This is a genomic window from Mucilaginibacter sp. UR6-1, assembly GCF_020880975.1.
In the GTDB taxonomy this organism is placed as follows: Bacteria; Bacteroidota; Bacteroidia; order Sphingobacteriales; family Sphingobacteriaceae; genus Mucilaginibacter.
Genome location: NZ_JAJIWP010000002.1, coordinates 340917 through 354658 on the forward strand (window position 1 = coordinate 340917; position 13742 = coordinate 354658).

Here is a 13742-nt window from a genome sequence, read left to right on the forward strand (position 1 = left end):
TTATCTATTTTAAAGGTTATTTATTTGCCTCTTCCCATCTCATGTAAACGGTTGCCGGCTAAAATTTCTTCGTAGGTAGGCCAGGAAACCATTTTTCTAAGGTTGTCCATAATAAAATCCCGGATTGCAGGCGCTTTCCCTTCTTCAGCATTGCCCAATGCCTGTTTTAATTCAGCTTCATTCAGTTCCGTGCAATAGGCCGGGGTACCCGGCTGTTGTCTCCAGGATTCAGCTAAACTTCCGGCATCGACGGTATCAAAACCTGTCAAGTCGACCAGTTGAGCGACCACTTTTTTATGTTCAGGGTTATCGCCGGCTATGGAAATGGCCACTCTTCCTTCCGCACCGGCTGTTTTGCCGTGGTGTTTCAGCGTATACTCCAATATGTTATTAAATACCTTAACCAGCGGGCGATTGAGTATCCCGGAAATGTATTCACTCTCCGTGATCTGTTCCAGTTCCGGGATCTCACCATCCCTGAACGGATAATAGTTTGAAGTATCCATGACCACTACATCCTGCGGTACTTCTTTCAATAAGTCCTTTGGCAGGTCTTTGTACGCACCGAAGGGCATTGAGAAGATGATGGCGTCTACGTCTTTTACCACATCGTGCAGGGTTGCGGCCGTTGCGCCTAATTTGGCGGCTATCTTTTCTAACTCAGGCATTGCCCTGGTATTGGTGACTTTCACCTGATGCCCTGCCTGTGCAAACCTCTCCGCCAGAATACTGCCTATGGCACCGGTTCCAATTATTCCTATTTTCATGTTTTTCATATTTAGTATTTTATAGCTTTTGTTTTAACCCTCGGGTCGATCCCATACTGTTCCGGTGCACCGATATGCTCGCGCAGTGTAGCGCCTTCATAGTCTTCATGAAACAATCCACGCGCCTGCAAAATGGGTACGACCTCATCGACGAAAGCATCGATACCATCATCGAGTATATCTGGCGAGATCCAGAAACCATCACACGCCCCGGCCTCAAACCACGCCTGCATATGATCGGCTGCTTCAACACCCGGACCCACGATCGCGGGATGATAATCAATGATCCCGTGCGCAATAATATCCCGCAGGCTCCAGCCTTCTTTTGCAATTTTCAGGGCGTTAGCAGATCGCGGGTCGTACGGAGAAGGACGGGCTGCATCCAATTGTGCTTTAGAAAGCGGTTCATGCAGGTTATTCCGGTCCAGCCTGATGCCCAGCATTTGCTGGAGGTAAGCTACCCGCTGCGGCATCAAATGTCCCATTAACTGTAGCCTGCGGTCGAGCGCTGTCCGCCGGTCTTTAACGATGGTGGTCATCATTCCCGCGATGAACTTGATCTCATCAGGATCGCGTCCATATTTTATGGCCGCCTCGCGAAAAGCATTGCGTTGCTGTATACCGTCTTCGATGGTGAAGGCTGCTCCGATAACTACATTGGCAAAACGGCCTGCCAATTCATGCGCGTTAGGGCTCCCGCCAGCATGAAAGACGATGGGCTGTCCCTGCTGCGATGGCGGGATATAAAGCGTACCCCTGGCATTTACGTAATTGCCAGTAAAACTCACAGTGGCAATCTCGTCGTGTTTTGCAAACTGTCCGCTTTGCTGGTTATGCACCCAGGCCTCTTTTCCCCAGCTTCCCCAAAATGCTTGGACGAGCTGAACGACTTCGTGCGCCCGCCCGTAGCGGTCTTTGCTGGAAGGAATGGTTTGCCCGTAGATCGCAGCCACATCATTACTGGTGGAGGTAATGGCATTCCAGCCGGCCCGCCCGTGGCTCATGATATCAAGTGCCTTGAATTGTTTGGCCAGCGTATAAGGCGCATTGAAAGTGGTAGAACCGGTGGCGACCAAGCCGATGCGTTTGGTTTCCCGTGCCACTGCAGCCAGGGTCATCATTACATCGAGGTTGAAGTTGGGTGCTTCGGTTTCCAAAAGGGACGTGCTATCGGTAAAGGGGCCGTCCGGCAGAAAGATAAATTGAAACTTGCCCCGTTCCGCTGCCTGCGCATGCTTTACCCGCGCATCATAACTGGTATAACTCGCCGGATCAACACCGGGCGTGCGCCAAGCTCCCGGCTGGAAGCCGTAACCGTTGCCCGACGTTAATCCGATGAGCATTTTTTTGTGGCGACCGTCTATCATCATTAACAGTCAATTATTTGTGAAAAACGACCGTCTTCGCAATGGGTTCGCGCTTCATTTTGAAAGAGTTACCTGGGGCATCGGGGTCAGCGTAACCAAATGAGATACCGAACAGCATCTTCATTTCGTCGGGAACATTTAATATTTCCCGTATGGTGCCGGCGAAAAAGCCCAGGGCGGTTTGCGGAATGCCGGCCAGGCCATGCGCCGTAAGGGATAAGAGGAAAGTTTGCCCATACATCCCTATGTCGCCCCCAACCCGCACGTTATCACCAAATGAAGGCATAAATGGTATGGCCACATGCGGGGCATTAAAAAATCTATAGTTCAGGTCAGCAGCTGCTTTTCTACCTTCTTTATCTTCCCGTGCAACGCCAAAAGCCCCATACATGGTTTCAGCCAGGTTAAAGTAACGCTCCTTGTGATCGGCATGGTACTCATTCGTATCAAAGGTAAAATCCGGAGAAAACCTTCCTGCGTTGTTTTCCTTAATCAACGCTTCTGACAATTCGTTCAGCTTGTCTCCTGAGACGATATGCGTTTCCCAAGGTTGCGTATTGCAATTGGAAGGTGCTAGTTGGGCATCTTCCAGTACCGAGGTGATTATATTATCTGAGACTGGCGTTTCTAAAAAGCCACGGCAGGACGTCCTTGTATAAAGTATTTCTTTAAATGATTGAGTACCGGGGTAAATTTCATTTAATGTTGCTGTTTCCATCGTATCAGTTATTATTTGAAATGAATTGACAAAGTTCCGCAATAAAGGCTTTACTTTGTATAGCCCTTTCCTAAAAGAAAGTGAATTAACTTTAAATGCGTTAACATGGCCGTAAAGAGAGGCTACAATGATTGCCTTAGCACCATTAAGCCGGTGCGCGATTTTTTAGATGTGATGAGTGGTAAGTGGAAGTTTCCCATACTGGTGTCTATAGGCGTAGGCAATGACAGGTTTATGGATATACAGGATAGCATTCCGGGCATTACGCCCAAAGTATTAGCCAAAGAGCTGAAGGAGTTGGAACAGCATCAGCTCATCAAGAGAACAATAGTCAACGAATATCCTATTAAAATTATATATACGAGAAATCCTTATGCGGATACCTTAACCCCGTTAATTTATGCAATGAAAGACTGGGGAATTAACCATCGCAAAAAAGTTTTTGCGGACACTGACCCTGAACTCTAGATTACGTATATCGCTAAGTCAACAAATTAAAAAATTATTTTTGTGTACAGTGGGCGAACCAATTGGTGGAGCAATTGAAGGTCTTGAATGAAATAAACGTTGCTAAAACGGATTCGATTCCCCTTTAGGCTATCATACAAATTGGCAAGTGCAGATTAAACCGTTCAACGAATTGCCGTTTTAAATTGCCCGTGGGACATGTTTAACCTGAGCTGCTGACTTAACCTGAATTCACAAAGAGATAGCTGAAACGGTTAATAATTTTAGACTAGGCAACGAGTAAAAGTGATCTTCAAAATTATACTCTGTGTAATTTTGAAGATCAAAAAACCAGACCAAGGCTTTGAACAAATTGGGACTCGTGGTAAAGCATTAAGTCTTTTCGGCTCAGAAGGATTCCCTGGAAATCACCGATTTGATATAGATTTCGCATTTGATCGCTTAACAAAAAGCGTTCTGCATAATCTGGAAAATTAGGACTGTCAAACATATAAGAAAGATCACGATGTTTGGTTTGAACAACCTCGGCATCAGATTGATCCGGTGTGTAGCTGATCATCGGTACGACGCCTTCAGGAATCTGGTGGTTTTCTAATAGATAATATATTTTGAGTTCATCCACATTTGCAGCATTTATCGGGGTAAAGTCGTTACCCTTATTCAATAAAAATAATACTAATGCTTTTGCTCTCACGCTACCAAAATAGATGGTTTTGGGAAACTCAGAGACGATAAAGGGTGTTCCTGGTTTATCGTTAAAAATCATATCGACATCAGGATCTGTAATAAACTCTTTAAACTGGTTAAACGCCAGTCTCTGTTTGCTTAAAGAATAGATTGTGAAATAGCCAGAGTAAGTAGTTACCCAAAACCAATACTTTAGTTTTTTTAATTGAAAATGTGTCGGCTGTGGTACTTCGTTAAAAAAATAGGTAAGAAAAATCAGCTGGCTACTATACGGCAGTAGTTTACTGTCGATGACCAGTAATTCCTCAAATAAAAACGCAACTGCTCTTACAATGCTTTCAAGTGTACGAATAGCTACAGGAATGAAATTTGATTTCTTTACTAAACCTGCAACTTTCTCATCAAAATAATACTTACCAAATGCGCTTTGGATACATTGTAAGACAAGTTCTCTTTTGATTTTTTCAAAATTATACTCTTTTAACTGGAAAAGCAATCTGTCAATCTCGGTACCTAATCTAAAATTATGCTCCTGATTATAAGTTAGAGCGGACACCATCCAGTCCGGTGATATTTTTGCTCCTTTGGAGTTAATCCGTGAAAATATATCCACTGCGTCCTCAATGCTGCCACCGACAATTTCTATCGAAGGTAACTCATAATCCAAAATAGATGAGGAAAGCGTCCTTGCCCGGTCAATAAGTTCGCTGGCCAACGCCCGGTCTGTTAACGTGGATCTCAAACGCTCTCCGTAGTCCAAGAATGCATAAGTATCGATTAGTGTGTTAACCGGTATAAAAGTAATTTCGGTTGTTGCACTTCGTGAAAATGTAAACTCTTCAGCTATCAGGTCATAATATATCGCAAATTCTTTAACCCGCTCGACCTCGTTTCGTTGAAGCTCTGTATTATCAGGATTGATAAGACAGCCAAACAGCGTAGACAATCGTTGAAAGCCATCAAGTATATATAAATATTGTTCGTTTTGAACCCTTGCTGGAACACGGTAAGGGCCTATCTCTTCTTTGACAAAAAAAGTGTCGTTTGGTTTCCAGAACAACAAGGAGCCAATGGGATAACCCAGTTTTAAACTTTCAAATAGTTCCAGTTTCTCCTTTTTTCCCCAAACAAAGTCGCGCTGAAAAGTAGGAATCTGTAATTTACCCTCTTCGATATCCCTGATATAATTTATCAGTCGTGTTACTTTTGGTGTTACTTTTAGCATCCTTACAATAGCTTTTTTATTTTGTCCAAAACTGTTTCGAGTTCGTCCGGATTTGTTCCCTGATGTACCACCCTTTGCTGAAGGTTATCACGATTAACTTCATTGTGTAAAAACAGTTTTGGAAAATCCAGTTTGAAGTTATCCATTTTTATCCCACCTTTTCGAAAAATCTTCATATCTGCCTCGCTGACATCGCCAAAAAGCTCTTGAATTTGCTGATCATAGTGGTTTAAAGGATTAACAAACCCATTTTCCAGATCAAAATAGTCCCGTTGTAGAGGATTAAGTCTTAAGTAAGCCGAAATGATATCGTCGTTGTTGTCAATTAATGCAAATCCTTCGTCAGGCATATAATTCTCCATTTCCCTTTTTACCAGTACATGGTAATCGATATCAAGTGTGGTTAATAAAGTTTTTAATTCTGCCAACTCGTTTGATTCATGCCCAGGGTATTTGCTATCACTGTCGACAAGCACAAAACATCTGAGATAAAAATTTGGCGGCTTAGGACGATTTTCAAAGGTCGCAAGCTGTTCGTTGATTACGTGCTTGATATTCCCGCGACCACCACCATTAACAATATTAATCCACCTGTGCTCCTGATAGCGACTTATCTTTTTGCTTCTTTTTTTAAAATTCTTTACTAGTGATTCTAAAAAAGGTTTATCATTCAGACTATTTTCAACGATGATAGAAAGCGGTTGATTAAAATAGATGATACCCTCAACCAAACTTAAAACGTCATCATCTGGCTCTATGGAAACAAAATAATCTGGTGCAACGCTTTGTGTGATAAATTGGTTGTAATAATACTCTAATGTTTCTTTGTCATTTTTGCTCAAGCTGATATATAGCATGGATTCGCGTATCAAACTTAAATCCACAAAGATATCATAGCGATGATCGATAGCGCTTAAATGCAATAACAAACAGAACTGGTTATGATTGGCCTCAGACTCAAAGATGGCCGGGTCAAATTCAATGATCATCTTTCTTATCGGCTGAAGCGGTTCGAGTGGCAAGTTGAGCTGTTCGGATAGCTAGCGTTTCATCCAAAGTTTCGCTAAAGACATTTTCAGGCCAAAAATCAACCTCTCCAGATGCGTTGACATTGATTTCTTTTAAAGAACTGGAGTTGGTTTCTCCGTCGTAATCGACCCAATACATTTTAAGATCTTCCGGATCAAGCTTCCCTTCTGCAATCATCCTTCTTAATCTCAGCACAAAGTTTTGCGAATGGGTCTCAATCAGGTATCGTTTACTCAATTTTTGGGTGGCTTCCGCAAAAAGCTGCGCCAGGTTGCCATGGGCAGCAGGGTGTAGATGCAACTCGGGTTGTTCTATGATCGTGAGATAATCATTTCCCGGCAAATGCGCATTAACCACCAATGGTAAAGCCTGACTCATACCCTGACCCGCATCAGCAATATTGACATTAAATTTTTTATCTTCTCTGGTAAGTTCAACCTTACAAAATGATTGAAGGTTGTTATTTACGGTCAATCCCCAGCCGTCAAAATTTGCCTTATACCAATCACTAACCGCCTTGACAAGCTCACCTTCTGATTTCAGAGAATCAATACCAAGAATATAATAGGCATCGATACCATCTACACCAACCTTGTCTATCGCCCGGAACGTCCGCAATTGGAATGTCCGCATGCTATTTGCATACACACGAAAGGGTCCAATATAATCGGTTTTAATCCTGATATCGTTTAGCCATAAGTGCCGGTCTGTTTCACTACCATCAGCATTTCTGATCTCGTCCAGATTAAATCCCTCAAATGTCAGTAAATACTCTTTCCCATCTACCGCATCTTTATAATTGTTGGTGGCGGCTGAGTAATTAAAATCGCCCGTGTTGTTTAACCGCCAAGAGTAAATATTGGGTATTGTATTTTTTTCAAAATCAGAAACAATCTTAATGTTTAGCACATTATTTTGGGCCGAGGTCACCTCAAATTCCAAAACAGCATTTGGAATTCGCCCATAAAAGATATCACGATAATCGTCTCCAAATTGTACGCCGTCATAATCCACCGTAAATGGTTCACCGATAACATTATTAAAAGAATTATCGATCAACACCGGAAGCTTTGTAACCGCGCTTTTGCCAGAACTGTTTTTACCGATAATGATCGTCATCGGTTTTAGCTCAAGTTCCTGGTAGTCTTTGAATGATTTATAATTTTTAAAGCGAATCTTATTTATCATAGGTTTCTTTTGAGCAAAACAAAACTAACTAATTTAAGAAAGTTATTTGGTCTCTCTTTTGAAAATCCCGAACTAGATCAATAATAAGATATTGCGACAAGTTGAACGTGGAAACTGCTGATTTCAATCGAACTAAATTCGCTTTAAAATTTTGACTCCCCCGTTGGCTGCTTACCTTACTGTTGCTATCCTTTAGGAAATAGTCATCGAATCACTTTTTGGAGGTTTTAAAGCTTTCCGGTTAAGCGACGACGACGACAGTGATACTCCGACCTTTAATCTTTCTTTCAACTACCTCTTTATTTCCATATTGGGGGTTGAATTAAGCACATAGCCGAATTATTGCCCGAACTACTTTTCTTTTTAAAGAAAAGTAGCAAAAGAAACATTAGTTTAGACAGATCAGTTATTTGCTAATGGATAGAATTTTTATTTCACCTGGGGTGTAAATCAATTGAGTTAGCGCGGTGTCTCGGATTTGGGAGGTAGCCATTTTGAATATTCTAAAACATCATAGGCACCGTTCCACTAAATTGCAGCAAAGAAATAAGTTTAAAAAGGAATGCTGTTGCCGGTTTACCAGGTTAAACAAAATCGTAGTCATCGTTATCTGGAATCAAGTTAAAGTAACCATGAGCTGCAATACAACCTATATCTAACACGTTAAGTTCCTTTTTTAAGCTGTTCTTTAAAGCTTCTCCTATACCAGGCGTCCAATCACTTTCAAAAGTTAAAATACCACCAATTATCTTAATAGGTGGCTTTGCAGCGTACGTACCACCCGCGTGAGGTATCGGCAAACTGGTTCTATGTAGATCTCGCACTGTTTTAAGCTTCTCGGCGGCATATTTAACATATTGGGCGTTGATTGTTTGCTTGGCCTCAAAACCCGCATAAAGGGTTATTCGCAAAATTCATAATGACTTGTGATTTATGAATAAGCCATGAGGCAGTAAAGTTTTTTCTTATTCCGTCAGTGAGCTAATGGGTTTTTACTAACTTTTTTAGTGGCACAAGACCGGCATTTTAACTAATTTAGCACAGATTTGGAGTGAAGTGATGTCAATCACGCAAATGCATCCATTAATCGCTGAGATTAATTATTATATCAAATGACAATGCACTATGACAAATACCATCAGACAGAATCAATCCTTGAAAATGTATCTTTTCAAGAGTCTGAAATTTTAAAAATTAAGAATACTTCGACTAGAAATCAGGATTTTCAACAAGCTAAACAAGGGAAGAATGACGAGTTTTACACCTCTTTAGAAGATATAGAGCTAGAAATGATTCATTACACTAATCACTTTACGGGAAAGGTTGTTTATTGCAACTGTGATGATCCTCGTGAAAGTAATTTCTTTCGATATTTTTATAAGAACTTCGAAAAACTTGGTCTAAAAAAATTAATAACATCGTGCTATAAGAGCCTAAATGCAAATTCATTTAATAGCGAGATATCAGAAAAAGCGGTATACCTTGAATATTGTGGCAGGGAAAGTTATAATAATTATTCAAAAGATGAATTTGTACACACAAAACAATTCGAAGGGGACGGCGACTTTCGTAGTGATGAAAGTGTAGAACTACTACAACAAGCAGATATTGTTGTAACGAATCCTCCGTTTTCACTTTTTAAGGAATATTGCGCTCAATTAGTGCGATACAAAAAAAAGTTCATCATAATAGGTAATATGAACGCTGTCACCTATAAGGATATCTTTCCGCTAATTCAAAATAATGAATTGTGGTATGGTCCAAGTATTCGAAGTGGTGACAGGGAATTTCGTGTTCCTTCTACTTACCCACTCGCAGCATCAGGAACACGAAAAGATGAGGACGGAAACAAATATGTTCGGGTTAAGGGCGTGCGTTGGTTCACTAACCTTGATTTTCAAAGCAGACATAGGGATTTACCCCTCGAAAAAAACTACTCCCCTATTAAAAACCCAAGGTATGCAAATTATGATGCTATAGAAGTTAGTAAAACGAAAGATATACCGTTCGATTTTGAAGGACAAATGGGCGTCCCCATTTCATTCTTAGATCAGTATAATCCCGATCAATTCGAGATACTTGGCACAAGTAGAACCTTGAGTCGACCAATGTCTGAAATAGCGAAAAAAGGGACATACTCACAAGGTGGCCCACGTTTCTATTTGCCCAATGGTGATGGTACCTATCGTCGAATGTATGAACGAATAATTATTAAAAAAAAAAAGTAAAAGTATGTCATTCCGTTATTTGGGAAACAAGACAAAACTTACAGATTGGATAATTGGTGAGATAAGTAAGGTAATACCTTCTGGTTCTTCAATTGCGGATCCTATGTGTGGTACTGCATCTGTTTCATTAGCGTTGGCTCAAGCAGGATATTCTGTGACTGCTGCAGATTCTTTAGCTTTTCCGGTTATTCATGCCCGCGCTCGTTTGTTAGCCAAAAAACCTCCAGCATTTAAAGCTTTTGGAGGATATGATAAAGCAATAACTTGGCTTCGATCCGTTCCATCAAAGGAAGGATATTTTTTTAAAGAGTTTGGTGATAAGGGGCAACCTGCTAATGGACGTCAGCCTCGTTTATACTTCTCTGCTGATAATGCTGCACGTATCGATGGAGTTAGGGAAGCTATACGCGATTTAGCAAGGTCTGGCGATTTAGATGAACTTGAACATAGCTTGATGCTTCATAGCTTAATATTATCAACTAATAAAGTTGCTAATATTAGTGGCACTTATGGCTACTTCTTGAAAGAGCTATCCAAAAATGCTCAACAGACAATAACATTCGAACCTCTTTACTTTGAGGAAACGCCTGGCAATCATTCTGTAATGTTGGGCTCTATTGAAAAACACGCCTCTAGCATTTCTACAGATGCAGTTTATCTAGATCCTCCTTATACAAAAAGACAATATGCCGGTAATTATCACATTCTCGAAACTTTGGCCAGAGAGGATGAGCCAATAGCTGAAGGCGACGGTGGCCTCAGAGCATGGCAAGAGCACGCATCGGACTTCTGTTACCGGCGCTTTGCTGGTCAGGCGTTTCGTAAAACTCTTGAACTTCTAAGTGTTCCTCATATATTTATATCTTATAGCCAAGATGGGCAAGTTCACGAAGATGAACTTCTTGCAATTTTGCAAGATTATGGAAAAGTGACAGTACATGAAAAATTCTATAATAGATATCGTAGCAACAAAAAGGTGCAAGCAGGCAATCTTTTAGAGCGCCTTTATCATGTTGAAAGATTTTAATCCATGGCAACAAAATTAAATATTGAGAGTATCTGGTGGCGAAACGTACAGCCAGGAGAATTTTATAACATAGAGCGCCACCACAGGATTGAGGGTGGTGGAGGGTCATTATATATTGAAATCCCTAGTTCTATGGTTCCTCAAACTCTTAATTTCCTCGATGTTACAGAAACCGACTTTAATTCTATGGCATCTTTAGTTATCGAGGCTTTTGTTATTGGAAATCCTAAAATATCTGGACCGATTGAATTTCGCAGTAAAGCCGGTGGACGTATGCGCATAGCGAATCAAAATCGACGACAACCTAGCTCACAAAGACATCCAGCTTGGACATCTACGCTTGGTTTCCCTAGGGCGTCAGACGAAGTATCTAATAAAAATGAAGCTTTAGAATTTTTTCCTGAAGGTGGCTTGCGTATTTATATCGCCAAGACTGTTGATGGAAACTATTATGCAGGTTTTACCAAAGGGCATCGTCCCTCCAATATAAAAGAAAATAACCCAATGTTCGAACTTTATAGTACCAATGTTGGCGGAGTAATTAATGCAAAACATGACAGATAAACTGAGTGATATTCTTGCCTCGTGGGAAGAGGGGCGGAATGTATTGTTATATGGCCCTCCGGCAACAGGCAAAACAAGATTAATAAGTGAGCTGTTCCAAATATTGAAATCATCACATGAGAGTGATAATGGTATTGTTCTCGATCCAGATGATGCAAACGCTCCATTTAGCAGGCCAGAACAAGTTTTACCGATTCCGAAGCCAGTTAAAGTTATTTGGACTACATTCCATCAATCTTACGGTTATGAGGATTTTGTTCTAGGATTAAGACCTGAAATAACAATATCAGGTACTAAGCTTAAGCCATTTGCTGGAGTTTTTCTTGATGCTGCTTTGGAACTATCCGACACTTCATCAAAATACAAATCAGTCGTGATTTTTATTGATGAAATTAACCGAGGTAATGCGGCTCGCATTTTTGGCGAGTTTATGACATTTCTCGATTTTGATTACCGTAGCGACGGTCGTTCACCCCTTCCTATACCGCTTCGACAACTCAAGTACATAGACGGCCAAAGTGAAGATATTTACCGAGCCGAAGGGCAAGTTGCTAAAATTCCCGTTGGATTTGAATTTCCAAAGCACATTTATATTATCGCCACGATGAATAGTGTCGATAGAGCTGCTGTACCAATTGACAGCGCTCTTGCAAGAAGATTTGACCGAATTGAAATGCGTCCAGATCCATCGGTGCTTGCACAAAAATGGGGATTAAACGAAAGTTTGCTTCGTGCTCCAACAGATGATAACTGGGAAGCTTTAAGTCCTCTGGAATCTGCATATCTGATTCTCGATCGTTTAAATTTAGCCATTGCTGCTGACCTTGGAACTGAATTTGAGCTTGGTCATGGTCTACTTACCCAGCTGTCAATTAGTGATACAGCAGACGATGCTATCTGGCAAGATCTAGCTAAGTCATGGGATGAAGTTATTTACCCTCAACTGGAAGACAGATATTCAGGTAGGCCAGAACAATTAATTGAATTACTTCGGGTTGATACCGCGCCGCCAAATGGTGATTATGCATGGACACTTCGATCCCAATTAGGTAGTAACATACAGGCGAGAACTCTAACTCCAGTTCGCGTAAGCGAGCTTACTCCTGAAGTAATAAAGAGGTCATTTAGGTGGCTTACTCGTTGATGGAAAATAAAAGAATCCAACTCCAAGAGTATGGAGAACCTGTTGTTCTTCGATCTAATGAGATTGATATTCCAACTCTTATCGAAGCAAGTAATCGTTGGAGAAAAATTTTAGGCCTTTCTGGTGAGCCTTTTAAAATCGAAACTATCGCAAATGGGCAAATTCAATTGCGTGCGGAAGCAATTACAGGCGTGGTACGAGTTGGAAATACAGATATTGAGATTGCACCAAAGTTTTTAGATTCTTCCGAAGGAATTTGGCAAAGCGTACTTTGGAGAATACTTATGGTAGTTGAGGGTGGATATATTGATACAAACTTAACCTCAGCTCACCATGGTACAGCGTTATCCATTCCAGACCTTCTCGCTGAAATGTTTTTAGCATCTTATGCGCAAGGTGCGGCACGTGGGTTACCAAGAAACTATTTATCCGAGCAAAATCAAGGTGAATGTCTCAAAGGAGCATTTGATGTGTCTCGTATTAGTGAGTGGGTTTCCCGACCATGGATTATGCCCTACGTGGCTGACTATTTCACAGATGATACAACTCTAGCAAGATTACTTTATTGGTCGGCAAGGTGCCTATCCGCAACAGTAAAACTTCCAAGCAGGGCTAAGTCGTTGCGCGAGATTGCATCTAGCCTTGCTCATGTTGGCAGGCATCCACCGCATTTAATAGAAGCAAGACGAACTCAACTTAGTGCTCAGCATCAAGGCCTCGAAGCTGCAAGAATGGTTGGATTGCTGCTTTTGGAAGGCGCAGGAGTGAACTATGCTAAAGGTAAACATGCACTTTCAGGTTTTTTGTGGAACTCGGACGCCATCTATGAGAACTACATCTTTTGGGTCTGTCAACGAGCAGCAAACAGACGAGCGATGAAAGTAACAAAAAATGAATTAATTTTTGGTAATGTTCAAAATGGATTAGGTAGTAAGCTAAAAACGACACCCGATGTAGTATTCCGAGACGCAAGTGGCAAGCCTTTTGCCATAACTGACGCGAAGTACAAACTCCTGGGTTCTCGCCCGAAAGCATCAGATATTTATCAAGTTTTTACCGCAGGCCATATCTTGGGCTGTCAAAAAGTATCGCTCACTTATCCTTCATCCAACAGTCGAGAACCAACGGTTTGGCGCATTCCCTCTGCGTTGGAAGGGAAAGATATAATATTAACAGCCCTTCCAATAAATTTGATGAGTTTGTCTACGCCACTTGGGCAAGAAGCATTAATCGAAGATGTCGTTTGTTGGCTAGATGCTGAATGAAAGATTTACCCTTTCTGTAAAAGGCTATAATAGAGAAGCAAATTTACTAGGCCTTTTCGCATTAA

At 41.2% G+C, this 13742-nt stretch carries 13 protein-coding genes; 6 read left to right on the plus strand and 7 right to left on the minus strand.

Annotation, left to right across the window (positions count from 1 at the left end):
- Nucleotides 1-20: 20 nt before the first annotated feature.
- The 3 genes from LJ707_RS06680 to LJ707_RS06690 are packed head-to-tail and all read right to left on the minus strand — an operon-like array spanning nucleotide 21 to nucleotide 2852.
- Nucleotides 21-776, minus strand: a complete 756-nt coding sequence (locus tag LJ707_RS06680; protein ID WP_228950036.1) for an NADPH-dependent F420 reductase — start codon at nucleotides 774-776, stop codon at nucleotides 21-23.
- A 2-nt stretch (nucleotides 777-778) separates the two neighbouring features.
- Entirely contained in the window at nucleotides 779-2137 is a 1359-nt protein-coding gene (locus tag LJ707_RS06685; RefSeq protein WP_228950037.1) for an NtaA/DmoA family FMN-dependent monooxygenase, read from the minus strand.
- A 10-nt stretch (nucleotides 2138-2147) separates the two neighbouring features.
- Nucleotides 2148-2852 (minus strand): nitroreductase, encoded by a 705-nt coding sequence (locus tag LJ707_RS06690; RefSeq protein ID WP_228950038.1) that lies wholly within the window; start codon nucleotides 2850-2852, stop codon nucleotides 2148-2150.
- 105 nt (nucleotides 2853-2957) lie between these two features.
- Between LJ707_RS06690 and LJ707_RS06695 the strand changes: the two genes are divergently transcribed.
- Nucleotides 2958-3320 (plus strand): helix-turn-helix domain-containing protein, encoded by a 363-nt coding sequence (locus tag LJ707_RS06695; RefSeq protein WP_228950039.1) that lies wholly within the window; start codon nucleotides 2958-2960, stop codon nucleotides 3318-3320.
- Between the two features lie 322 nt (nucleotides 3321-3642).
- Here LJ707_RS06695 and LJ707_RS06700 read toward each other — a convergent pair whose 3' ends face one another.
- From LJ707_RS06700 to LJ707_RS06715, 4 genes are all read right to left on the minus strand, one after another.
- Nucleotides 3643-5232: a DUF262 domain-containing protein gene (locus LJ707_RS06700; protein WP_228950040.1), complete on the minus strand. Its 1590-nt coding sequence runs from the start codon at nucleotides 5230-5232 to the stop codon at nucleotides 3643-3645.
- 2 nt (nucleotides 5233-5234) lie between these two features.
- The gene (locus LJ707_RS06705; RefSeq protein ID WP_228950041.1) at nucleotides 5235-6221 is read right to left on the minus strand and encodes a hypothetical protein; all 987 of its coding nucleotides are present in this window, start codon (nucleotides 6219-6221) and stop codon (nucleotides 5235-5237) included.
- The gene (locus LJ707_RS06710; RefSeq protein ID WP_228950042.1) at nucleotides 6211-7449 is read right to left on the minus strand and encodes a DUF3696 domain-containing protein; all 1239 of its coding nucleotides are present in this window, start codon (nucleotides 7447-7449) and stop codon (nucleotides 6211-6213) included. Before LJ707_RS06710 ends, LJ707_RS06705 begins: the two co-directional genes overlap by 11 nt.
- 584 nt (nucleotides 7450-8033) lie before the next feature.
- On the minus strand, nucleotides 8034-8360 hold the full coding sequence (locus LJ707_RS06715) for a hypothetical protein (protein ID WP_304610897.1): 327 nt from the start codon (nucleotides 8358-8360) through the stop codon (nucleotides 8034-8036).
- Nucleotides 8361-8567: 207 nt separating this feature from the next.
- Between LJ707_RS06715 and LJ707_RS06720 the strand changes: the two genes are divergently transcribed.
- From LJ707_RS06720 to LJ707_RS06740, 5 genes are read left to right on the plus strand one after another with little or no spacing between them, the layout of a single operon-like run.
- On the plus strand, nucleotides 8568-9677 hold the full coding sequence (locus tag LJ707_RS06720; RefSeq protein ID WP_228950043.1) for an adenine-specific methyltransferase EcoRI family protein: 1110 nt from the start codon (nucleotides 8568-8570) through the stop codon (nucleotides 9675-9677).
- 4 nt (nucleotides 9678-9681) lie between these two features.
- Nucleotides 9682-10704, plus strand: coding sequence for a DNA adenine methylase (locus LJ707_RS06725; protein WP_228950044.1), 1023 nt, complete (start codon nucleotides 9682-9684; stop codon nucleotides 10702-10704).
- A gap of 3 nt (nucleotides 10705-10707) precedes the next feature.
- Nucleotides 10708-11268 (plus strand): hypothetical protein, encoded by a 561-nt coding sequence (locus LJ707_RS06730; protein WP_228950045.1) that lies wholly within the window; start codon nucleotides 10708-10710, stop codon nucleotides 11266-11268.
- Nucleotides 11258-12412 carry an AAA family ATPase gene (locus tag LJ707_RS06735; protein ID WP_228950046.1) on the plus strand — a complete coding sequence of 385 codons (1155 nt, stop codon included), beginning with the start codon at nucleotides 11258-11260 and terminating at the stop codon, nucleotides 12410-12412. The genes LJ707_RS06730 and LJ707_RS06735 overlap by 11 nt, the downstream gene beginning before the upstream one ends.
- The gene (locus LJ707_RS06740) at nucleotides 12412-13677 is read left to right on the plus strand and encodes an McrC family protein (protein WP_228950047.1); all 1266 of its coding nucleotides are present in this window, start codon (nucleotides 12412-12414) and stop codon (nucleotides 13675-13677) included. The genes LJ707_RS06735 and LJ707_RS06740 overlap by 1 nt, the downstream gene beginning before the upstream one ends.
- Nucleotides 13678-13742: the final 65 nt, after the last annotated feature.

Coding starts and splice junctions, on each gene's coding strand:
- LJ707_RS06680 (WP_228950036.1), bottom strand. CDS start 776: ATGAAAAACATGAAAATAGGAATAATTGGAACCGGTGCCATAGGCAGT.
- LJ707_RS06685 (WP_228950037.1), bottom strand. CDS start 2,137: ATGATGATAGACGGTCGCCACAAAAAAATGCTCATCGGATTAACGTCG.
- LJ707_RS06690 (WP_228950038.1), bottom strand. CDS start 2,852: ATGGAAACAGCAACATTAAATGAAATTTACCCCGGTACTCAATCATTT.
- LJ707_RS06695 (WP_228950039.1), top strand. CDS start 2,958: ATGGCCGTAAAGAGAGGCTACAATGATTGCCTTAGCACCATTAAGCCG.
- LJ707_RS06700 (WP_228950040.1), bottom strand. CDS start 5,232: ATGCTAAAAGTAACACCAAAAGTAACACGACTGATAAATTATATCAGG.
- LJ707_RS06705 (WP_228950041.1), bottom strand. CDS start 6,221: ATGATCATTGAATTTGACCCGGCCATCTTTGAGTCTGAGGCCAATCAT.
- LJ707_RS06710 (WP_228950042.1), bottom strand. CDS start 7,449: ATGATAAATAAGATTCGCTTTAAAAATTATAAATCATTCAAAGACTAC.
- LJ707_RS06720 (WP_228950043.1), top strand. CDS start 8,568: ATGCACTATGACAAATACCATCAGACAGAATCAATCCTTGAAAATGTA.
- LJ707_RS06725 (WP_228950044.1), top strand. CDS start 9,682: ATGTCATTCCGTTATTTGGGAAACAAGACAAAACTTACAGATTGGATA.
- LJ707_RS06730 (WP_228950045.1), top strand. CDS start 10,708: ATGGCAACAAAATTAAATATTGAGAGTATCTGGTGGCGAAACGTACAG.
- LJ707_RS06735 (WP_228950046.1), top strand. CDS start 11,258: ATGACAGATAAACTGAGTGATATTCTTGCCTCGTGGGAAGAGGGGCGG.
- LJ707_RS06740 (WP_228950047.1), top strand. CDS start 12,412: ATGGAAAATAAAAGAATCCAACTCCAAGAGTATGGAGAACCTGTTGTT.